The sequence below is a fragment of the Peptoniphilus sp. DNF00840 genome (genome assembly GCF_001553125.1).
Classification (GTDB): Bacteria; Bacillota; Clostridia; order Tissierellales; family Peptoniphilaceae; genus Peptoniphilus_A; species Peptoniphilus_A vaginalis.
In genome coordinates this window covers 1-21,866 of record NZ_KQ960194.1, presented here as the reverse complement: position 1 = coordinate 21,866, position 21,866 = coordinate 1, and the positions used below count along the sequence as shown (strand labels likewise).

Below are 21,866 nucleotides of genomic sequence, written 5' to 3'. Positions count from 1 at the left end.
GTTTATATTATAGGACTTAATTTAATAAATTTCAATAATATTATTAATAAAAGTCTTAGAAAGATTGAAATTAGCGAATTACGAAAGGCATTCCATAGTACGGAATTTTGCTTTTTATTTTTCTATTTTCTACTACTATTAATAATAGTAAATAAAAACTTATGCCTAAGTTATAACTAAAATATTTTTAATCTTTCATTCCACCCATAAGTCTATTATTTAAGGCTTCTGCAGGATTGTATCCCAATTCTTTTTGCTTGTAGTTTTTAGTTGCAACTTCAATTATGAGGGCTGTATGTCTTCCTGGCTTAACTGGTATGTCAAACCTAACAACATCTATTCCAAGTATGCTTTGATATTTGTTATCTAGTCCAAGCCTTTCATATTCCTTTGACTCGTCCCAATCTTCTAAGTTTACAACTACCTCTATTTCCTTTTCTTCCATTACGAAGCCTACGCCAAACATTTTTTGGATGTCGATAATGCCAACTCCTCTTATCTCCATAAAATATTTTGTTATTTCTGGTGACTTTCCAATAAGTCTCTTATCTAAGTTTTTTATAATAACTGAGTCATCAGAAATTAATCTTGCTCCATTTGAAATAAGATCTAGGGCAGTTTCACTTTTACCTATTCCACTTCTACCAGTTATTAAAACTCCAATACCAGAAATATCTAAGAGAACTCCATGCATCCTCATAGTTGGTGCGAGCTCATCTTCTACCAGCGAAATTATCTTGCTAAATACCTTAGAGGTTGAGTCAGGACTTCTTAGAATTGTTACATTATATTTTTTTGCAAGTTCTATGGCTTGGGGAAATATTTCAGCATTTCTAGAAAAAATTACTGCAGGAATGTCATAGATAAATAATTTTTCTAGGGTTTCATATCTCATCTTATCGTCCATAGCATTTATATAGTGCCACTCTTGAGTTCCTATAAGCTGAATCCTATCCTTAACAAAGTTTGAGTAGTAACCATTAAGTTGCAAACCAGGTCTATTGATGTCACTGCTTTCTATTTCAATATCCTTGTAGTCTGTCGATGCGTGAACGAGTTCAAATTTTAATTCATCAACTATATATTTTATCTTAACGCCCATTATTTCCTCCCCTAAAGTGCTGGTAAATGGAATTAGCACTTGCTTCATTCATAGATTCAACTTCCATTAATTCTTCTAGACTTGCATTTTTTATCTTGTCAATTGATTTAAAGTGCTTTAAGAGGTTTTCCTTTCTCTTTGGTCCAATTAATTTTATATCATCAAGTTCTGACTTAAACATAGTCTTTGACCTTAAATTTCTGTGATAATTTATTGCAAACCTGTGAGCCTCTTCTTGAATTTTATAAATCATCTTATAGGCACGTGAGTTTAAATCAATTTTAAATTCCTCATTGTTGTAAATAATTCCACGAGTCTTGTGAAAGTCATCCTTTACAAGTCCACAAATTTCTAAATTTAATTTCAACTTGCCTAAGATTTCTTTGGCAGCATTGACTTGTCCCTTGCCACCGTCCATCATTATAAGGTCTGGGAAATTTGAAAAGGAAGATGACTTCGAAGTTTTCTTTTCTTCAACTCCCCTTGTAAATCTCCTCTCGATAACTTCTTTCAAACTCGAATAGTCATCGGGTCCCACAACACTTTTTATTCTAAATTTTCTGTAGTCACTTTTCTTAGAGTCTCCATCTTCAAAGACCACCATAGACCCTACAGACTCAACTCCAGAGATATTTGAAATATCGTAAGCTTCTATCCTCCTAGGAGTTTCCTTTAGACCAAGTAGATCCCTAATATCTTCAAGGGCCTTTTTATTTGTTTCAGCACGCTTCTTGAACTTGTCACCATACTTTTCAATCATATCCAGGGCATTCCTCTTAACCATCTTAACAAGTTCCTTCTTGTTGCCCTTAATTGGAACTACAATGTTAACCTTATTGCCCCTCTTTTCTGTGAGCCAGTCTTCTAACAATTTAAGATCAAGAGGTTTTTCTTCTATTATAATTTCCTTTGGTATATAAGATGCCCCAATGTAAAATTGCTTCACAAAAGACGAAAAGATTTCTTCATAGGAATCATTGTAATAGTCCCTTATCATGTAGTGCTCACGACCAATAATTTTTCCATTTCTAAAGAAGAAGATTTGAATGAGAACTTCATCAATTCCCTTGGCAAGGGCAATAATGTCCTTGTCGTCGTTGGCTTCTGGGTCAGAAATAAGTTGTCTTTCCTTTAAGTATTCAAGATTTTTAATTCTGTCACGAATGTCTGCTGCATTTTCATAATCAAGATTTCTCGAATAGTCCATCATCTTCTCGTGAAGCTTATCCACTAGCTTACTGTTTGATGAATATAAAAAACTTAGGACTTCTTCAACCATTAAATTATAATCCTCATCTTTTACTTCTCCAGTGCAGGGTCCCAGACACTTGCCAATGTAGTAGTTTAAGCAGGGCCTAAAGGGTTTTTCTTCCACATTTTCAAGATTCAAGTTGCAGGTCCTAAGGGGATAAATTCTCTCAAAGGTTTCGATGGAACCATTTACTGCAAAGACATCTGGATAGGGTCCAAAATATTTTGCTCCATCCTTGGCAACCCTTCTTGTCTTCATAACCCTTGGAAACCTCTCGTTGACCTTGACCTTAATGTAGGGATATTGCTTGTCATCACGCAAGAGAATGTTGTATTTTGGAAGATTATCCTTTATCAAGTTGGACTCAAGCACTAAGGACTCAACTTCATTTTCTACTATTATATATTCGAAGTCGTGAATCTTTGACACCATGCTGGCAACTTTTTTTGAGGACTTTCCATAGGATCCAAAGTATTGTCTAACTCTTTTTCTAAGAGATTTAGCTTTTCCAACATAGATTATTTCGTCTAATTCATTTTTCATTATATAAACTCCCGGTTTGTCAGGAAGTTTATCAAGCCTTTCTCTTAAATCTAACAATTATTTATACCTCTCTCGTTGCTTCTTTCAAGTATTCTAAAATTTCTCCTTCAAGATGTGGACTTAACTTTTCAAAAACTTCTTTGTGGTAGGAATTTAAAACTTCTACTTGTCTATCTGTCAAAAGACTCACATCAATTGCATTAAGTTCAAAGGGACAGATGGAAATTGTCTTAAACTTATTAAAGATTGAGTCCACAGTTTCGCAGTCGTAGACAACCCTCATAATATTTTCAATCCTTATTCCATGCTTGCCTTCCTTGTAAACTCCTGGCTCATTGGATACAATCATGCCTTCTTTCATTCTAACTGCAGGATCCCTTGGAGAAATTCTCTGTGGTCCCTCGTGAACTGAAAGGACAAATCCAATTCCATGGCCAGTGCCACACTTGTAGTCCATCCTCTCTTGCCATAGGGCATATCTTGCAATCCCATCAAGGGCTAGGTCATAAGTTCCCTTTAAGAAAACTGCGTCCATTAAGTTTATATGGCTCTTAAGTGTCAAGGTGTAATCCCTTATCTCTTCTTCACCTAATTCTCCCATGGCAATTGTCCTTGTTATATCAGTTGTCCCTGAATAGTATTGTCCACCTGAGTCTACAAGATAAAGTCCCTTGTCTTCTATTATTGCTTGGCTTTCCTTTGTGGCATGATAGTGCATCATGGCAGCGTTGGAGCCATAGGCAGAGATTGTGTCAAAGGAATTGGAAATATAAAGTGGGTCCTCTCCACGAAGTCCATCTAGCTTCATAGCAGCTTGGTATTCTCCAATTTTATTTTTTACATTCTTCTTTAACCAATAGATGAACTTAAAGAGTGCCACTCCATCTCTAACATAAGTGTCTTCAAGATTTTTTATTTCAACTTCGTTCTTTATAGCCTTTAGGTCTTCTGAAATATTTCTTCCAAAGATAATTTCATTCTTATCGCAAAGGCCCTTGTAAATTCTTTCGTTAATAGAGGCTGGGTCAAGATAAATTTTTTCGTCCTTATAAGTTTCTAAATAATCATAAAAGTCTGAATAAGCTTTTATTTCTAGTACTTTAGAAAGCTCTCCCTCTATCTTTTTTGTCTTGGACTTGTTAGTGAATAGAAGTACCTTGTCAGCTTCAATTATCATAAAGGAAATCAAAACTGGCGTGTCCTTTATATCCATGCCACGAAGGTTCAAAGTCCATCCAATGTCAACAAGAGATGAAACCACTGTCATCTCGGCATTTTTCTTTTTTAAAATTTCTCTTATTTCAGAAATTTTTTCTGATGGGGACTTACCTGCATATTTTATGTCCAAGAGGAAGGCATCATCAGATGGAAAGTCATACCTATCTTCCCAGAGGTTCTTTATCAAGTCTATGTCAATAATTTTAACATCCTTACTTTTTAGTTTATTTGAAATAGATGAAAAGTCTTGGTGAGAAAAATATTCTGCGTTAAGACCAAGCCTCATTCCCTCTTTAATATTTTCTGCAATCCACTCATCGTAGTTTAAGACTCCAGCTTGCCCTTGCTTTTTAAGTTCAAATCCAAAGTCTTTTATCTCCCTTGCTGCTTGGATGTAATACCTTCCATCAGTCCAAAGATAGGCCTCATCATTTGTCACTACAGCAGTCCCTTGTGAACCAGTAAAGCCTGTCAAAAATTCTCTCTCCTTGTAGTAGTCTGGCAGGTACTCTGACCCATGAGGATCCTTTGTTGGCACAAGATAAAAATCTATTTTATTTTCTTCCATTAACTTTCGAATTTTATTTAAAATCACATTATCACTTCCTAAGTCCTATCTTATCACAAGAGAAAAATTGGGCAAAGAAAAAAGTCCGGTTAAATATTTTCAACCGAACTTTATTGAAATTTAAGTTATCTTATTTATCTGATTCAGTATAAATTTGTGTAGGTCCATCAGCTCCACCAATCATTTCTACTTCACCATCTTGAGTCATTTTTCTCCACTCATCCTTTGAAATTTTCCTATTTATTAATTTTTCCATTTGAGTTTTTTTCAAACCTTGATTCTCTTTTGCAATAGTTTTATTTACAAAGAATCCTGTAAAAAATGACAAACATATAAGAAATATAGCTAAACCTTTCTTCAAAATATTACCTCCTTTTTATTACTTTCTAGCATTTGTTATTATGCTAAATCGACTGCTTTCTCCCATAATATTTTAAAATAAAAAGTAATATACAATTTCCCACCATGTGTAACTAATATATACTAATAAGAGTAGTACTATTATCAATATACTTTTAATTATTAAAGCTTGATTTTCCTTAGTAATTTTCTTATTAACATAAAAATTTATAGTTTTATACCCTCCATACAATATAGGAATGTTGATTACAATGCACATTAAATTTAAGTAAGAGTTTATAAATTTATCAGATCCTAAAAAGTAAATATTATATTTCCTGCCAAAAAATTTAAGACTAACAAATAATATTAAACTTAGTAATGAAATTCCATACATAGTTCTTTTTTTATTAGTACGCTTATTTAATAAATAAACTAATATTAAGTATATTATTATACTTATGATGTAAATTAAAAGCTGTTTTGTCCTCAACTTATCTCTCCTTTTAATATTTATTAATCAGTACACATTCTTCCATCACTATCATAACTACTTATGTTTATTTTATAAGTCAATGGATTTACAGACTGATTAATTATAATAACTTTGTAAATACTTACACTATTAGCTTTAATTTTTAAATTTGTAGTTTTATCGAATCTTGCCTCATATATTAAATTTCCATTTTCTTGTATGATAATTGTGTAATCAACTCCACCTTTACAATACATCTCACTTGTTCTCACAGTAAAACCATTGTGGTCTTTTCCATAAATTGAATTCATATTAAATGTATAAGACTCATGATCTAATCCTTCAATTCTAATTTTTTCATCTACATTTGCTGATCTTAATTCATTAGTTGGAATTTTATATAAATCTAACTTCTCATACTCTTCATCTGTTATTTCTTCAACTACATTGTCCACATTTACATAAACTTCTTTTATTTCTTTTGTATCTGAAATAACTTCGTTTTCATCTACTACTACGGCATTTGTAATTACGGGTATGTACAACATTAATAAAAATACTAAAGTAAATGTACCTGATATTGTTTTTTTCCAATTTTTCATGGTCAGCATCCTTTCTCTAGTTGGGCTTAAATTTAAGACAAATTTATCATTTCCTCTTTGTCTTTCTACTAATTTAAGCAGTGACTGGCAATAATTTTTTCTGTTTTCTAGGTTATCTCCTATTTTTTCTATAACTATTTTGTCGCAGTTTATCTCTATATCTTCTTCAAAATATTTTAAGCTAAGTATTAAAAATGGATTATACCAGTAAAGACATATTATTAAATTTTTTAAGTGACTTAATGCAATATGATATTTTTCTATATGAACTAGCTCATGTGTTAATACATGATTTAATAAATCATAATCCTTTAAAATACTTTCTTGTAAAATTATTTTTGGTTTCACTATCCCATAGGTTATAGGCGTATCTATTTCATCATTAATATAAATTTTAACTTCTCTTTTTATATTAAATTTTTTTTGACATTTATTTAAATGAGTTCTTTCTTTTAATTCATAAGAATTACTAATAACGTTTTTAAATTTTATAAATTGATATAGTGTATAAATAACAAGTAAAATTGAGCCAACTATCCTATTAATCCTTGATAGTGACGGAAATTTGTATGTAATATTTATTGCTGCTTGATTTATCAAAATTGATGGTGCAAAAATTATTTTTATAAATTTTGATCCTTCATAGGTTTCTAAACTGAATAGTATATCTTTTGGAAATATTAAATAGATTAAAAGAAGAGTCCATAATATAGTATTGGCACCTTTAATACTTTTTAAATTTAATCTCTTTCTAAAAATTAAAATTATAAATATTATTAAAATAGACTTTAAGCTTTTATAAAGAAGTGCTGAACTTACTAGACCTATTCTCATTTTTCTGCATTTTCAAAATCTTTAATTATATTTTTCATTTCTTGAACTTCTTCTTTACTTATTTTTTTATCCTTTAAAAATGTTTTACAAAAACTTATAAAAGAACCTTGAAAAAATTTATCTATGGCTTCTTCTCTTTGTTTCTGCAAAGCTTCTTCTCTTGTAACTATGGGTTTTATTGTGTACTTAGGATACCTCCTTGCTATTGCTCCCTTTTCTAAAAGTCTGCCAAAAAATGTGTAGCAGGATGTTTTACCCAAGTCGTATTTTTCATATAATACTTTTGATAGTTCTAAGGCTTGAATTTCTCCATTTTCATCTAAGCATTCGCCTTCCCACAAAACTTCCATTACCATTAGTTCTCCATTTGATAGCTCCATTTTTTTCACCCCATAAATCATTTTATTTTTGTCGACATTTATATTTTCATCTTGAGTATATAGTATCGCTTTATCTTTGTCAAGTTTTAATAAAAGAAAAAAGTCCGGTCTCCCGAACTTTCTCCTCTTTATTAAATTTATTTTTAAAATTCAATTGTAACTTTGAATAAGTCTCCGTCAATGTCTATGTCAAGGCTTGCTCCGTGAGCTCTCACGAAGGAAGATGCTATTGATAGACCAAGACCTGATCCTGAAGTTGTCCTTGATTTTTCTCCACGAGTGAATCTTTCCATAAGTTCCTCTGCAGAAATATTAAGTGGATACTTGGAAATATTTTTTATTGTAAGCTTAACTCCACCATCATCTCTTAGGTCAACATAGACTCTTGAGTTTTCTAAGGCATACTTAGAAATATTTGAGAATAAGTTGTCTAAGACTCTTGAGAATTTTTGTCCGTCAATATTAAGCATAACTTTGTCTTCAGGAAGATTTGAAATTATCTCAATGTTTTTTTCTGAAATTTTATCTTCCCACTCGCCTATCGATTGGGCAACGAGAGAATTAAAGTCAAGCTCTTGCCTGTCAAGTTCAATGTTATTTGATGTTGCCTTTGAAACTTCAAACAAGTCTTCGATTAAGACCCTTAACTTGTTGGACTTTTCGTTAATTATCTTAGCATACTCTCTTGCTTCCTCTTGTGAATTGTCTTCCTTTGAAAGCAAGTCAGAATAATTGAGTATTGAAGTTAAAGGTGTCTTTAGGTCGTGACTGACATTGGTTATAAGTTCTGTCTTTAACCTTTCAGACTTAACTGCATCTTCAATGGCAAGGTCTAAGTTTGATCCAATGTTGTTAAAGTTATCAACTATGCCATCATAAAGTCCACCAGTTTTTTCAATCTTCTTCTTATAATTTCCTCCAACAATTTCGCTTGCTTCCCTATTAATTCTCGCAACTTGGTTAATGTTTTTAAGAATTATAAAGTAGATGAAGCCTGCAAAGATTATCATTGGTATAAGAATTGCTTCAGGTGATGCTGCAAACATGCCTGCAAAGAATAGGAAGGCAATAAATACGACTATGCACAAGACAAGATAAACAAGTGTGAATTTCATCTTGGCATTATTTATTTCCTTGTCCTCAATTTTATCCACTTTTGAAAATTCTGAAATGCTTGCCTTAAATGCCCTATAGATTAAAGCATTTTCTACTAAATAATTATCTGTATTCTTATTAAATATAGATTTTAAAAGAATTACAAAATAGTTTGCTGTTAAAGAAACTATCATAAGACCTACTAGGTACAAGGCATAGAAGATATATAGGTTGGTATAAACTTGTCCTGAAGTAGAAATCACTAATCCAACCATTGAAAATATGAAAAATAAAACTAAGACAACTTCAATTGGAAACTTGAAAACTTTTTTAAGTTCTTGGCTCTCATCAACTTTTTCCATATTCATAAATAGTCCAAGTATTACTGATAGGACAGCTGCCACTAAGACGCTGACTCCAATTTGCACTTGGACTTGGTCCATAAATAAATCTCTTTCAATATCTTTAAAGACTTCATCGTCTAAAGAAGCATAGTAAGCAAATTTTAAATTTTTAATATTATATTTGCTGTTTAAATCTCTAAAACTGTCATTAATTTTAGATTTAAAAGACTTGTCTATAAAATTGTAGTCACTATCCATAAGTCTTTGACTCTTTTGAACCTTATCAATCACTATACTATCATTAATTACTGAACCAGTAATTAAGAAGTCATTATTTCCCATTTCAATCTCTAAAGGATCAAATTCGTTTTTTTCATATTCATTAGTTAGATAAAAAGTTTTGTACTCAGATTTTAATTCTGGTTGATCAAGCATCCAATCTTCTAAATAATTTTTCGGATCAAGTCCTTTGGCCTTTAGGTCGTCCTTCTTCTTTTGAGCTTCAATTGATTCTGGATCTGTAACAACATTTCCATTTTGATCAAAATATTTTAGTTTATATGACTTAAGAGCAAAGTTAAATCTAATATTGGAGCTATAATCTTCACCATTAAGAGATAAGTCTATGGTGCTAGTAATTCTATTATCTGTCAGAATTCTTCTATAAGAAGAATCAGGATCTCTTGAAAATAAAAAACTACCTGCTAAAAGTGAAATAAGTGAAATTGCTAAAATTATTAAAGCATAATAGGATAATTTGTAAGAATTTTTTTTCATTATTTTCGCCTCAAATCTTCAAACTTATATCCAAGACCCCATTGCACCTTTAAGTACATTGGCTTCTTTGGATTTACTTCGATTTTCTCTCTAATACGTCTGATGTGAACTGTCACAGTCTTTGCCTCCATGGCTGGTTCATTCCAGACACTTTCGTAAATTTCTTCAATGGAAAAGACCCTGTTGGGATTCTTCATCAAGAGTTCCAAAATTTTAAACTCAATAGAAGTAAGTGCCACTGGCTTGTCCTCCACATAGGCAATTTTTTGTGACAAGTCTAACTTGATGCTGCCTATCTCAATAAAGTTCCTGTCCTTTTTTAAATCATAGGCATAAAATCTTCTCAGGTTGCTCTTCACTCGAGCAATGAGTTCCATTGGATTGAAGGGCTTTTGAACATAATCATCAGCACCAATGTTGAGTCCAAAAATTTTGTCTGTGTCCTCTGATTTTGCAGATAGGATAATTATTGGGACAAAGGAAACTTCTCTTAACTTAATTATTGCTTCCTCGCCAGAAAGTTTTGGCATCATGAGGTCCATTATAATTAAATCAATTTTTTCATTTTTAAAAATTTCTAGAGCTTCAAGTCCATCTTCAGCATAAAAAATTTCAAAATTTTCATTCTTTAGATAAATCCCAATGGATCTTGCGATTTCCTTATCGTCCTCGGCAATTAAAATACTATACTTATCCATTACATCCCTCCTTCTGACTTTATAATAGCAAATAATAATTACAAAACTTCTTACTAATTCTTACAAATTTATTAATTCTTAATTCAAAAAGATTTTATGACAAGAGTCCTTGCAAGATAGATTGCAAAGAGAGATAAAAGTATGCTAAGAAAGGCATAAAAAATTCCTGTTCCAAACTTTTGATTGTCTCCCAAGTTAAAAATTTCAAAGGCAAAAGTTGAAAAGGTAGTAAAGCCTCCACAAAAACCAACCTTTAAAAATAAAACAAGTCTTGAGTCTAAATTATTTTTCTCTGCGTAAAAGGCTATGAGGCCAATTAAAAATGATCCCACTACATTTATTAAAAAAGTTCCAAGAGGGAAGTCCCCATGACTTTTTATTGTAGTGGATAAAAGATACCTAAGTAGGGAGCCCAAGGCTCCACCGAGTCCAACAAAAATGTACAATTTTTTTCCTTTCTATACATACAAATATTGTTACTTAAAAGTGAATGTGTTAAAATTTATTCAACATTATTATATGAGAAATGAGGTTTATTGTGAAGAAATTTTATGGTATGAAACTTGAATATGAAGTTGATGACAAGCCAGATTTTTTGAAATCATCTCTACTTGGTTTTCAAAATATTTTGACTGCCTTTAGTGGTATCATTGCAGTGCCACTTAGTATTGCTGCTATCGCTGGCACAAATGTTTATGATACTTCGGTACTTATCTCTGCTGCCCTTCTTGCTTCGGGTATATGTTCTTTTATCCAAACAAGAGGGATTTTTAATGGCAAGGCCAAGGTTGGTATTGGTCTACCGACAATTATGGGAACGGACTTTGGATTTGTTCCACCAGCCAACGCTGTTATTAATACTATGGGTGGCGGTCTTGCTGGTTACTATGGCGCTACAATTTTGGGTGCCCTATTAGAATTAATTCTAAGCTTTTTTATTAAGCCACTACTTAAATTCTTCCCAGAAGTTGTAACTGGAACTGTAATAACTCTTATTGGTGTTACAATGATGCCCGTTGCCTTTGACTGGGTTGGAGGAGGTTATGGAGCAGAAAATTATGGGGACCCACTCTTTATCGGGATAGCCGTCTTCACCTTCTTGCTTATAATTTTTATAAATCATTATGGAAGAGGATTTGCAACAACAGCATCAGTTGTCATTGCCATGACTATTTCATACATTATTTGTATTCCATTAAATCTTGTTGACTTTTCACAAGTAGCAGCTGCTCCTTGGATAAGAATTCCAAGTTTATTTCCCTTTGGACTTAAATTTGATTTGAAATTTGTCATCCCCTTCATAGCAGGCTACCTTGTTACAATTATTGAAACTGTTGGAGTTATGAAAACTCTTGGCGAAGTTTGTGAAGTTGATCTTGATGACAACGACATTGCATCTGGTGTAAGAGCAGACGCTATTGGCTCAATGCTTTCTCCAGTTTTTGGTTCAGGTGCAGCCCAAACTTTTAGTCAAAACGTTGGACTTATTCCACTTACAAAGTGTGCATCAAAAAAAGTTGCAATTTACTCTTCATTTATTTTAATAATAATGAGTCTTTGTCCAAAGTTTGCAACTCTTGTTTCTATTATGCCAACACCAATCCTTGGTGGAGCGGGTATTCTTATGTTTGGAACAATTTTAGGTTCAGGTATGCAGGCCCTATCAAGAGCTAAGTTCTCATCAAAGAACCTAATGATTATTGCTGGTGGCATTGGAGTTGGAATTGGTATTACAATGAAACCAGATATAGTCGCAAAACTTCCAAGCATAATTGCAGCTCTCTTCTCTTCAGGTATTTCTGGAGGAACTATTGTAGCTGTCATTTTAAATATCTTGTTAGTAGATAAGGAATATTAATTAAACTGCCTCGGGGCAGTTTTTTTATTTTCAAAAGATTTTTATTTATTTCCTGTGATATAATAAAAAAAGCAACTTTTAAACTCTTAATCGAAAGGATAATAAGATGAAAGATTTTTTAACAAGACCTGCTTGGATTGAGATAGATCTTGATAAATTTGAAAATAATATGAAGATAATAAAAGACAAGGTTGGAGAAAAAACTGAAGTCATGAGTGTTGTGAAAAGCGATGCTTATAGACTAGGTGCCCTTCCCTTATCACAAGTTTCCCTTGACCTTGGAATAAATAATTATGCAGTGGCAACTCTATCAGAGGCCCTAAGCTTGAGAAAAAAATTTCCTAAAGTTAACATTTTGATCTTGGGTTACACTCCTCGCCATCTATATGAAGACGCAATAAGAAATCACATTACACTTACAATTTATTCCCTAAATGATGCCCTAGTTTTAAATGAGCTTGCAGGTGACTTGAAAGAAGAGGCTAAGATACATATTGCCTTTGACTCTGGTATGTCAAGAATTGGTTTTACACCTTGTGACGAAGCAAAAAAAGAAATTTGTGAAATCTTTAAACTTGAAAATATAAATGTGGAAGGAATTTTTTCTCACTTTGCAGCTTGTGAAGCTGATCCAGAATTTACTGAAAGACAGTTCAAGACCTTTACAAAATTTATTGATGACTTAAAGAATCTTGGATGCAAGTTTAAATTTAGACACATTGCAAATTCTCATTCAGTTCTCTTCCATGACGAGTACGACCTAGATATGGTTAGACCTGGTATAATTCAATTTGGTTACACTGATAGCGATCATCTACCTGAGGAGTTTGGTTTAGAAGAAATCATATCCTTGAAGGCACAAATTTCTTCTATAAGAGAAGTAAAGAAGGGCGAAACTGTTGGCTACGAAAGATTTTATAAGTGCCCAAGGGACACAAAGGTTGTAACTCTTCCCCTTGGCTATGCAGATGCCTTCCCTCGTATCCTCTCAGAAAAAATTGAAGTTTTAATTAATGGCAAGAGATGTAAACAAATCGGACTTATCTGTATGGATCAAATGATGATTGATACCACAGATGTGGACTGCAAGATTGGCGATGACGTTGTCTTAATTGGTCGACAAGGAGGCGAAGAGATAAAAGTTCGTGATATCTGCATCCATTCTGGCGATTGCGAAACTTCTTTTATAACCCACTTCAATAGAAGACTTCCAAAATACTATTACAAAAATAAAGAACTTGTCCACGTGAGCAAGATGGACTGACACAGGCTATGACTTTCATAGCCTTTTTTTATTTATATTTTTTATTGCGTCACCTTTACTTTACAAGTTTACATAAAAAAAGAGGGTCTATGCCCTCTCAATCTTTAAATTTTATTCTTCGATTATTTCTTCTACTTCAACTTCAACAACTCCACCATCATTATCTTCTTGGTCAAGTTGTTCCTTCACAGAATAATATTCTTTAAATACAACATCTTCAAGTTCTTTTCTTGCTTCAGCACTAATAGGATGAGCAATGTCTCTGTATTCACCATTAGGAAGTCTTCTGCTTGGCATTGCTAAAAATAATGATTCTTTGCCTTCTATTATTTTTATGTCGTGAAGCACGAATTCGTTATTAAAGGTAACAGATACTATTGCTTTAAGTTTTCCTTCAGTTGGCAATTTACGTAGTCTTACATCAGTTATGTTCATAGAAGTATCCCTCTCTTTCTTTATCACATTATAACATAATCTGATTATTAATTGAATATATTACTTCAATATTTTCTCTGAATTTACTTAAATGACAAGTTAAAAAATTTTCTCACCTTAGAAAATATGTTATAATTAAAAAGAATTGGAGGAAGTAAATTGTTTGAAATTAATATAGATAAAAGTGATTACAAAAATATATTTTTTATTGGCATTGGTGGCATCTCTATGTCTGCTCTTGCAGAATTAATGTTGGCTAAGGGTTATAAGGTTTTTGGAAGCGACAGGAGTCCTTCCATTAACACAGATAAATTAGAGAAGAATGGTGCAAAGATTTATTATGAGCACAAGAAAGACCACATTAATGGAATGGACCTTGTCATCTTTACAGATGCAATCTCCTTTGACAACGAAGAATATGTTGAAGCTGTAAAACAAAAAATAGATCTTGTAGATCGTGCAAGTTTCCTTGGAGCAGTGATGAAGAACTACGATAAATCAATTGCTGTTTCAGGAACACATGGCAAGACTTCTACTACATCAATGCTTACAGAAATTATTAAGGACCTCGATGTCAATCCAACAATTATGCTTGGTGGTCAACTAAAGGACATTGATGGAAATATAAAAATTGGGGATAAAAAATTATTTTTAACAGAAGCCTGCGAGTACAAGGCAAACATCCTAAAGTATTTCCCTACAACAGAAATTATTTTAAATATTGACGAGGACCACCTAGATTACTTTGACAACATTGACCACATAATAAGAACCTTTAAGGCTTACGTTGATAACTTAAGTGAAAGTGATTATGTAATTATAAATATTGATGATGAAAATACAAAATCCCTCTTGCCTATTACAAACTGCAAGGTCTTTACTTTTGGCATAAATAATCATGCAGACCTTATGGCTAAGAATATCGAGTTTAGCGAAGAAGGTTTCCCAGCTTATGACCTCTACCTTAGGGGCGAAAAGCTTGCCCACGTTGAACTTTCAATTCTCGGTAGACACAATATTTTAAATTCTCTTGCAGCAATTGGGGCAGCCTATGTAAATGGAATTTCAATTGAGGATTCTATTGCTGGTTTAAAAACTTACAAGGGCGTTGAGAGAAGACTTGAAGTGAAAGGATTCTACAAGGGTGCTAAGGTTATGGACGACTATGCCCACCACCCAACTGAAATAAAATCATCAATTCATGCAATTAAAAATGCCTGCAAGGGTAAACTCTACACAGTTTTCCAACCTCATACTTTTACAAGGACAAAGCTTCTTCTTGATGCCTTTGCAAACTCCTTTGACGAATCTGATGTGATTATAATCACTGATATTTATGCAGCTCGTGAAAAGGACTATGGGGATATCCACTCAAAGACTCTCAGAAATGCTATTGCTGAACACAGGGACAATGCCTTTTACATCTCTGGCTTCGAAGACATAGTTAAGTTTGTAAAAGAAAATATTTCAAAGGACGATATTTTTGTAACTATGGGAGCTGGTGACGTTTATAAAATTGGCGAGATGCTCTTATCTGAAAATGCCAATAAATAATATTAAAAAATTAGGAACTCTTGTGAGTTCCTTTTTGCTTACTCTTATAAAGATATACATCCATTAAAAAATCTCCCCTCAGGGAGATCTTTTAATTTAATATGCTCTTATTGTTTTGATTTACATTTATAGCATTCTTATTTGTTTCTAAGTTCTTATTCTTAATAGCCTTATTGGCTTCACTATTATTTGCTTTATTCTTAGAATTATTGACATTGTTATTAGAAGTATTAACTTCTCCATTAGCTTCAATATTTTTCTTATCTAAATCTTTCCTATCTTCGAAGAATGAAATTTCAATTTCACGACTTTCATTGATGTAGTTTACATTCATACCTAAGTTCTCTGCAACAAACCTAATTGGCACATAAGTCCTGTCGCCTTTAATTATTGCAGCTTGGTCAATAGCAATTTCTTTTCCATCAACTGTAATTTTTTTAGAATCAATTGGAAGGATTATATTCTTGCCATTGCTATTTACTGTTACAACTCGATTATCGCCATCCCATTGAACGTCTCCACCTATTGCCTCAACAATAAATCTAAGCGGAACAAGGGTCCTTGAGTTTGAAATAAATGGTTTTGCATCCATCTTCTTAGCTTGACCATTAACTGTGTAGTTAACATCATTTATTTTCATCTTTATAAGTCTTGTGTTTTCATCATAAAGTGAAAGGCTTGTAGTTTTAGCTCCAAGTTTTACGATAATCTTTGGATTTTTTCCATAGTCATTAATTTTTATATTAAAATTATTTGGATTTACTTCAGCCTTTAAGTCTTCAAAGGAGTAGTTTAAAACTCTTGGAGAAATATTAATCTTTCTTCCCTTGTACTCTCCTGTTGCATCAACTTTAATTTCACTGTCCTTTTTAACAACACTGTTTTTGGTTGAAAGTTTTAGGTTGCTATAGCTTGATGAATCAGCAACATTAAGCTCCTTGCTAAAGCCATCGCCCTTATCAGCTTGAAGCTTAATTGTAAACTTGCCAGGAGTTAATGGAAGATAGCTTTGACCATTTAAGATATTTGCTCCGTTGGAAGAATCTGAAATAGTGTAAGTCCTTGTATTTATATCAATTGGGTTTAGAAATTCATCCCAAGCTGATTTTAATTTTAAGTTAACTTGTTCACCAACAATAGTGTCAACATCACTTTCAAATTTTCCATCAGCAATTAAGCCAGTGTTCTTGCTTGTGTTATAAACTCCAAGGCCATTTACAACCCTTCTCTCAGCACCATTCCTCTCTGGATTAGTTGCCCTTGTCCTGTTTAAGTCCCCAAGATTTCTAACAGCCATGGCTGTTGAGCCACCACCATCAAGGTTCATAGCCTTATAAACTCCTATTTCCTGCATAAATTTTGCAAATTCAGCAATTGTTAGGCCTGACGATCTTTTAGTCCTTCCCTCAGCAGTTACCACATAAACTGTTTTACCGTCTTGACTAATTCCAACAGCAGTCCTTGCCCTTACACCGTCAATAAACTTAATATCTCTTGTGTAGGGTTTTACAGCTCCATTGTCAACTAAGACTGCATGACCACCAATCATCATCTTCCAATTTCTATTAGGTTCAATGTTGTATTTTATGCCTAACTTGTCTCCAACTTTTACATTGTCTTGGATAAATTTGATAGCGGAACCAGAAAATTGTAAGATTTTCTTTCCCTTAGGGATAGACATATCAAGTCCCTTATTGTAAGAAATTTGTTCAACTTCATTGTTTTCATTTAAGAGGACTTCTCCACCATTTTTATCTCCCCTAGTCTTAGCTGTCCAGAAGGAATCATACAATTGAATTTTATTTTGGTGGGAATACTCCATAGATGGTTGGTACCAATACTTAGTTTTGTTTAATCCATCAATATGAAAAGATCTACCATTAGGAGCAGTGACGCTTCCAACAAACTTTGTAAGTTCAATAAAAGCCTTGTCATTACTGTCAATTCCAAAAGACCAGATGTCATTTAAAACTGCTGGCGATGATTTAGTCTCTCCATTAATAACTGATGGCCCTTGTGGAGCACCTTCTAACTGCATAGTGAAGAAGTCACCATTGACAAGGGCTATTGCATTGGTCCTATTTGCCATTTGAGAAACTGTGGCCTTATTAGTATAAGTTCCTCCACCTGCAACAGTGTTAATCTTTGCATAGGGGTTGTTTAAATCAACCTTTATTACATTTACCTCTGCATTTCCTTTACCTCTCTTAACTTGGTACTTGTATCTTACAACTCCAGGACCTATTGGCTCTTGGAATAGCAAATTGTTCTCTGCAAATACCTTTGAACTTATTAAGAGAAAAAATAAAATCAATGCAATACTAATTTTTTTCTTATTCATTTAATCTACCTCACTTAATTAAAAATTATAAATCATAGCTGAGCCATTCACAAAGAATATTGCGACTTGTAACAAAAACTTAATTATAAATTAAAAAGACCTAGATGAGAAATTTTTACTCCCCATCTAGGTCTTTGTGAAAATAAATTTTTTATTTATTTAGAATTTCGTCAAAAGTTTTTGTAAACTCTTTAATATCTTCTAGCCTTGTGTCGCCCATGTGACCAACTCTAAAAGTCTTGCCAGCAAGTTTTCCATAGCCGTTAGAAATTAAAAATCCCTTCTTCATAAATTCTTGGCTTATAGTATCAAATTCCAAGTTCCTTGTATTCTTTACACAAGTTATTGTTGGAGAAAGGTACTTCTTGTTGCCAAAGACTTCAAAGTTTTCATTAGCCCACTTCTTGAAATACTCAGACATTTCTTTATGTCTTTTGAATCTGTTTTCAAGTCCTTCTTCATTAACAATATAGTTCAATTGATATTCAGCAGCAACCATATTAGAAATAGCTGGAGTTGATGGATATTGGTAGTTGTGTTCTTTTACATACTTGTATAAAAGAAGTAAGTCAAAGTAGTGACCCCTATTCTCAACAGTCTTTGCCTTTTCTACAGCCTTTTGTGAAAAAGATGCAAAGCTAAGTCCTGGTACAAGACTTAAACATTTTTGTGAAGAAGTAATTGCTATATCAATTCCATACTTGTCTTGATCAATTGGTGTTCCACCAGCAGAACTTACAGTGTCAAGTGCCCAAATAATATGAGGATACTTGTCAATAAGAGGCTTTAATTCATCCAAACTATTTAAGATACCAGAAGATGTTTCGTTGTGAGTTATACCAACAAAATCATATTCCTTTGCCTTTAAAGCTTCTTCTAACTTATTTGGGTCAGTAGCTTCTCCGTCATCTGATCTTAAGATATCAGTTTCTATTCCATTTTCAAGTCCCAACCTTTGCCAAAGTTCTCCAAAGGATCCTATGGCACAAATAAGAGCCCTCTTCTTAGTACAAGACCTAATGGCACCTTCCATAAGTCCAGTACCTGATGATGTTGAAACAAGGATTTGTTCCTTAGTTCCAAATATCTTTTGCATATTTATTGTAATTGATTTTTGAATTTCTGATGCTTCCTTAGTTCTATGTCCAATTACAGGTTTGTCAAATTGTTTTAAAACTTCGCTGCGAACAGACACAGGACCGGGTAAAAATAATTTCATTTTCGTTCCCCCTTATCTATTAAGAAATAATAATACAAATCAAAACTATAGTCAAACAAAAAACTTTTTAACTTATTACAATAAAATTTGTTTATTAAGTATATATTCTATGTTTTATTAAAAACTATATACTCCTAATATACAGATGTTAAATATATTGCTTATTTCTTTTATATGCTTTATACTAAATATAAATAAAATATTAGGAGGAAATTAAATGGAAAAATTAAATATTTATTTAGCAAATCTTGCAGTTGAACATATTAAGCTTCACAATCTTCATTGGAATATAGTTGGAAAACAATTCGTGGCTATTCATGTATATTTAGAATCCGAATATGATAAAGCTGTTGATAGACTTGATGAAATCGCTGAACTTATTAGAATGAGTGGACAATTCCCAACAGCAAGCTTTAAAAAATATCTTGAAGTTGCAACAGTTAAAGAAATTGAAGACTCTAAGGAAATTCCAACAAACGAAGCTTTAGAGATTCTTCTTGCTGACATCAAGCTACAAAAAGAACTTGCATTAGAAATTAGAAAAGAAGCAAATGATAAGGACAACTTCCCAGTAGCTAATACTATGGAAGACCATATCTCAGACTACAATAAACAAATTTGGTTTATTGAATCAAGCTTAAAATAAAATAATAGTTCTTAAATAAAAATAATCATTAGATTAAAATACTTAATCTAATGATTATTTTTTTATTTTAATTTTGCAAAAATCATCTTGCCTGCTGAAGTTTGAAGAGCTGATGTAACAACAACATTTACCTTTTCTCCAATTAAGTCCTTGCCATTTTCAACGACAATCATAGTGCCATCATCTAAATAAGCAAGACCTTGGTTGTGCTCCTTACCTTCTCTTACAATTAAGATATCCATTTCTTCGCCGGGAAGATATAGAGGCTTAACTGCATTGGCAAGCTCATTGATATTTAAAACATCTAAATTTTGAACCTTAGCTACCTTGTTTAAATTAAAATCATTAGTCACGATTTTTCCATTTAATTCAATGGCAAGCTTTAAAAGTTTGGAATCCACTTCAGGAATTTCTTCAATCTTGCCCTTGTAGATTATAACTTCAACATTTTTTAGCTCTTGAATTTCTGCAACTGTATCAAGACCTCTCCTGCCACGATTTCTCTTTAAGCCATCAGCAGAGTCAGCTATGTGTTGTAGTTCTTCAAGTACAAAAACAGGAACAACAAGAGGGCCTTCAATAAACCCTGCCCTTGCTATGTCAAGTATCCTTCCGTCAATGATAACGGAAGTATCCAAGACCTTGGGAATGCCTGTGCGATCCTTTACCACATCCTTGGGCTTTGCATTTCTTTTAACAGCCAATGATGTAAGATCCTTAACTTTTTCTGATATAGTGTCCTTATTTGACATCCCAATATTAAGACCTAAATAACCAAGCATACCATAAAGCAATATTGAAATTACCGAACCCACATAGGGGATTGGAATCTTGTAAATAGGTTGTGAAATTAAGAATGCTATTATGAGACCAAGAATTAGTCCCACAGCGCCTAGTATAACTTCTGTAAAAGATTTTCTTTGAATTTGTCTCTCCCAGATAGCCAACAAATCTTCCAAAGCCCTAAAGGCCTTTGGAGAAAGCATAAAAAATATAAGTGCAAATAAAAGTACAACAACAACAGAAATGCCTGTTGTAATTTTTTGGCTACCAATAGCTTTTACAAAGTTAACATCTGATAAAACAGACACAATAAAAACACCCACTAATGCGCCTATTACAGTAAATAGAAACTTAAAAATTTTGGACACAATTTTTCGGTTTTTGCTAATAAAAATCCCTCCTTATCCAAAAATGGCATCATCAATTAATTTTGTCACTTCTTCAACATTTTTTTCAAAAACAAGAACCATCTCTGATACAATAATCTGCTTTGCCTCATTCAAGATCTTCCTCTCACCAGTTGATAGGGACTTTTCTCTATCTAGGCTCTCAAGAGATCTTACAACATCAGCAATTTCCATTAAATCACCAGATTTAATCTTGTCAAGATTGTATCTATATCTTCTATTCCAATTTTTTGGCATAGAAATTATCTCTCCAGAAGATAGGTTTTTTAAAACCTTCTCCATAGTATCAGCGTCAGAAATATCTCTAACACCAACTTCTTTTGCATTTTTTACAGGCACCATGACCTTAAGGTCATTTATAGGCAACCTCACTATGTAGTACTTGTGCACATCTCCAAGGATCTCTCTCTCTTCAATTGCTACAATTTCACCGGCACCATGCATAGGATATACAATCTTATCACCAATATTAAACATTTTTTACCTCCTATTGTCCCTTATACTAGTATAACAGAGCTTTTTAGAAAAGTAAACATAATACTATATCATAATCCATTACATTATGCAAAGATTTTTTTTAATTTTTTGTATTTTATTTATTATAATTTTTCTTTGTGAAAGATATAGATGGGCATTGTGAAATTTTATTGAAGTAAATAAAAAAACTATTAAATATTTAATGTATTTTTATTAAGAATAACAGTTTAATAAATTTTTATTTAAAATTTTCTTTAAGCCTTATAAGAAAGTTTAACCTTATAAGACCCTATGACTTTGCTTTTTATTCTTACTTTAGTAACAAACTGCAACTTTGCTTTTTTTATTAACTTGTAAGTCTTTATGAGTTTGTAATTTTTTACAACTTAGCAAGCTCTTATAACTTTGTAATTATTTTCTATTTAATAAAATTCTCATAACTTTATATAATCTTATAACTCTGTATTTGTTTTCAACTTCATAGAATCTTATAACTTTATAAGTATTTTTAACTTAATAAAAAGTCACAAGCTTACTTTTAAATGCTTCTCTCACACTATTTAATAACCTTAATTTTTCTTGCCATAACACCTTGTTAAAGGGCAAAAAAAATCCCCTGAAAAATGTGGTGACCCCATAAAGTTGGACCTAATAC

18 protein-coding genes are annotated in these 21,866 nt (G+C 32.5%); 4 read left to right on the top strand and 14 right to left on the bottom strand.

What is annotated here, in order from left to right:
- Nucleotides 1–187: 187 nt before the first annotated feature.
- The 9 genes from hprK to crcB all read right to left on the bottom strand — a co-directional run bounded on the left by hprK (nt 188) and on the right by crcB (nt 10,673).
- Nucleotides 188–1,102, bottom strand: coding sequence for an HPr(Ser) kinase/phosphatase (gene hprK / locus HMPREF1864_RS01570; protein ID WP_062571091.1), 915 nt, complete (start codon nt 1,100–1,102; stop codon nt 188–190).
- On the bottom strand, nt 1,092–2,954 hold the full coding sequence (gene uvrC / locus HMPREF1864_RS01565) for an excinuclease ABC subunit UvrC (RefSeq protein WP_062571090.1): 1,863 nt from the start codon (nt 2,952–2,954) through the stop codon (nt 1,092–1,094). Before uvrC ends, hprK begins: the two co-directional genes overlap by 11 nt.
- A 4-nt stretch (nt 2,955–2,958) precedes the next feature.
- Entirely contained in the window at nt 2,959–4,710 is a 1,752-nt protein-coding gene (locus HMPREF1864_RS01560; protein ID WP_062571089.1) for an aminopeptidase P family protein, read from the bottom strand.
- Nucleotides 4,711–4,813: 103 nt separating this feature from the next.
- Nucleotides 4,814–5,044 carry a hypothetical protein gene (locus HMPREF1864_RS01555; protein ID WP_062571088.1) on the bottom strand — a complete coding sequence of 77 codons (231 nt, stop codon included), beginning with the start codon at nt 5,042–5,044 and terminating at the stop codon, nt 4,814–4,816.
- Between the two features lie 494 nt (nt 5,045–5,538).
- Nucleotides 5,539–6,933 (bottom strand): M56 family metallopeptidase, encoded by a 1,395-nt coding sequence (locus tag HMPREF1864_RS01545; RefSeq protein WP_062571086.1) that lies wholly within the window; start codon nt 6,931–6,933, stop codon nt 5,539–5,541.
- On the bottom strand, nt 6,930–7,313 hold the full coding sequence (locus HMPREF1864_RS01540; RefSeq protein WP_156435944.1) for a BlaI/MecI/CopY family transcriptional regulator: 384 nt from the start codon (nt 7,311–7,313) through the stop codon (nt 6,930–6,932). Before HMPREF1864_RS01540 ends, HMPREF1864_RS01545 begins: the two co-directional genes overlap by 4 nt.
- Nucleotides 7,314–7,456: 143 nt before the next feature.
- Entirely contained in the window at nt 7,457–9,529 is a 2,073-nt protein-coding gene (locus HMPREF1864_RS01535) for a sensor histidine kinase (protein ID WP_062571085.1), read from the bottom strand.
- Nucleotides 9,529–10,227: a response regulator transcription factor gene (locus HMPREF1864_RS01530; protein ID WP_062571084.1), complete on the bottom strand. Its 699-nt coding sequence runs from the start codon at nt 10,225–10,227 to the stop codon at nt 9,529–9,531. Before HMPREF1864_RS01530 ends, HMPREF1864_RS01535 begins: the two co-directional genes overlap by 1 nt.
- An 83-nt stretch (nt 10,228–10,310) precedes the next feature.
- The gene (gene crcB / locus HMPREF1864_RS01525; protein WP_062571083.1) at nt 10,311–10,673 is read right to left on the bottom strand and encodes a fluoride efflux transporter CrcB; all 363 of its coding nucleotides are present in this window, start codon (nt 10,671–10,673) and stop codon (nt 10,311–10,313) included.
- A gap of 92 nt (nt 10,674–10,765) precedes the next feature.
- Between crcB and HMPREF1864_RS01520 the strand changes: the two genes are divergently transcribed.
- Complete coding sequence (locus tag HMPREF1864_RS01520) at nt 10,766–12,085, top strand: uracil-xanthine permease family protein (RefSeq protein WP_231723489.1); 1,320 nt, start codon at nt 10,766–10,768, stop codon at nt 12,083–12,085.
- 106 nt (nt 12,086–12,191) lie between these two features.
- Nucleotides 12,192–13,349: an alanine racemase gene (gene alr, locus HMPREF1864_RS01515; protein ID WP_062571081.1), complete on the top strand. Its 1,158-nt coding sequence runs from the start codon at nt 12,192–12,194 to the stop codon at nt 13,347–13,349.
- Between the two features lie 111 nt (nt 13,350–13,460).
- On the opposite strand, the gene spoVG is transcribed toward alr, so the two are convergent.
- Nucleotides 13,461–13,784, bottom strand: a complete 324-nt coding sequence (gene spoVG, locus HMPREF1864_RS01510; protein WP_062571080.1) for a septation regulator SpoVG — start codon at nt 13,782–13,784, stop codon at nt 13,461–13,463.
- A 159-nt stretch (nt 13,785–13,943) separates the two neighbouring features.
- Here spoVG and murC point away from each other — a divergent pair, with 159 nt between their 5' ends.
- Nucleotides 13,944–15,338: a UDP-N-acetylmuramate--L-alanine ligase gene (gene murC / locus HMPREF1864_RS01505; RefSeq protein ID WP_062571079.1), complete on the top strand. Its 1,395-nt coding sequence runs from the start codon at nt 13,944–13,946 to the stop codon at nt 15,336–15,338.
- 91 nt (nt 15,339–15,429) lie between these two features.
- Here murC and HMPREF1864_RS01500 read toward each other — a convergent pair whose 3' ends face one another.
- Together HMPREF1864_RS01500 and HMPREF1864_RS01495 are read right to left on the bottom strand one after the other, a co-directional pair.
- Nucleotides 15,430–17,679, bottom strand: coding sequence for a stalk domain-containing protein (locus HMPREF1864_RS01500; protein WP_062571078.1), 2,250 nt, complete (start codon nt 17,677–17,679; stop codon nt 15,430–15,432).
- 151 nt (nt 17,680–17,830) lie between these two features.
- On the bottom strand, nt 17,831–18,898 hold the full coding sequence (locus HMPREF1864_RS01495; protein WP_062571077.1) for a pyridoxal-phosphate-dependent aminotransferase family protein: 1,068 nt from the start codon (nt 18,896–18,898) through the stop codon (nt 17,831–17,833).
- 217 nt (nt 18,899–19,115) lie between these two features.
- On the opposite strand from HMPREF1864_RS01495, the gene HMPREF1864_RS01490 reads away from it, so the two are divergent.
- Complete coding sequence (locus HMPREF1864_RS01490; protein ID WP_062571076.1) at nt 19,116–19,544, top strand: Dps family protein; 429 nt, start codon at nt 19,116–19,118, stop codon at nt 19,542–19,544.
- A 62-nt stretch (nt 19,545–19,606) separates the two neighbouring features.
- On the opposite strand, the gene HMPREF1864_RS01485 is transcribed toward HMPREF1864_RS01490, so the two are convergent.
- Together HMPREF1864_RS01485 and HMPREF1864_RS01480 are read right to left on the bottom strand one after the other, a co-directional pair.
- Nucleotides 19,607–20,695, bottom strand: coding sequence for a PIN/TRAM domain-containing protein (locus HMPREF1864_RS01485; RefSeq protein ID WP_062571075.1), 1,089 nt, complete (start codon nt 20,693–20,695; stop codon nt 19,607–19,609).
- A gap of 33 nt (nt 20,696–20,728) precedes the next feature.
- On the bottom strand, nt 20,729–21,211 hold the full coding sequence (locus tag HMPREF1864_RS01480) for a CarD family transcriptional regulator (RefSeq protein ID WP_062571074.1): 483 nt from the start codon (nt 21,209–21,211) through the stop codon (nt 20,729–20,731).
- Between the last annotated feature and the right edge of the window lie 655 nt (nt 21,212–21,866).

What these genes read in the sequence shown, in the direction of transcription:
- HMPREF1864_RS01540 (WP_156435944.1), bottom strand. Translation starts at nt 7,313, where the DNA reads ATGGAGCTATCAAATGGAGAACTAATGGTAATGGAAGTTTTGTGGGAA.
- HMPREF1864_RS01490 (WP_062571076.1), top strand. Translation starts at nt 19,116, where the DNA reads ATGGAAAAATTAAATATTTATTTAGCAAATCTTGCAGTTGAACATATT.
- HMPREF1864_RS01545 (WP_062571086.1), bottom strand. Translation starts at nt 6,933, where the DNA reads ATGAGAATAGGTCTAGTAAGTTCAGCACTTCTTTATAAAAGCTTAAAG.
- HMPREF1864_RS01530 (WP_062571084.1), bottom strand. Translation starts at nt 10,227, where the DNA reads ATGGATAAGTATAGTATTTTAATTGCCGAGGACGATAAGGAAATCGCA.
- alr (WP_062571081.1), top strand. Translation starts at nt 12,192, where the DNA reads ATGAAAGATTTTTTAACAAGACCTGCTTGGATTGAGATAGATCTTGAT.
- HMPREF1864_RS01500 (WP_062571078.1), bottom strand. Translation starts at nt 17,679, where the DNA reads ATGAATAAGAAAAAAATTAGTATTGCATTGATTTTATTTTTTCTCTTA.
- HMPREF1864_RS01495 (WP_062571077.1), bottom strand. Translation starts at nt 18,898, where the DNA reads ATGAAATTATTTTTACCCGGTCCTGTGTCTGTTCGCAGCGAAGTTTTA.
- hprK (WP_062571091.1), bottom strand. Translation starts at nt 1,102, where the DNA reads ATGGGCGTTAAGATAAAATATATAGTTGATGAATTAAAATTTGAACTC.
- HMPREF1864_RS01535 (WP_062571085.1), bottom strand. Translation starts at nt 9,529, where the DNA reads ATGAAAAAAAATTCTTACAAATTATCCTATTATGCTTTAATAATTTTA.
- HMPREF1864_RS01480 (WP_062571074.1), bottom strand. Translation starts at nt 21,211, where the DNA reads ATGTTTAATATTGGTGATAAGATTGTATATCCTATGCATGGTGCCGGT.
- spoVG (WP_062571080.1), bottom strand. Translation starts at nt 13,784, where the DNA reads ATGAACATAACTGATGTAAGACTACGTAAATTGCCAACTGAAGGAAAA.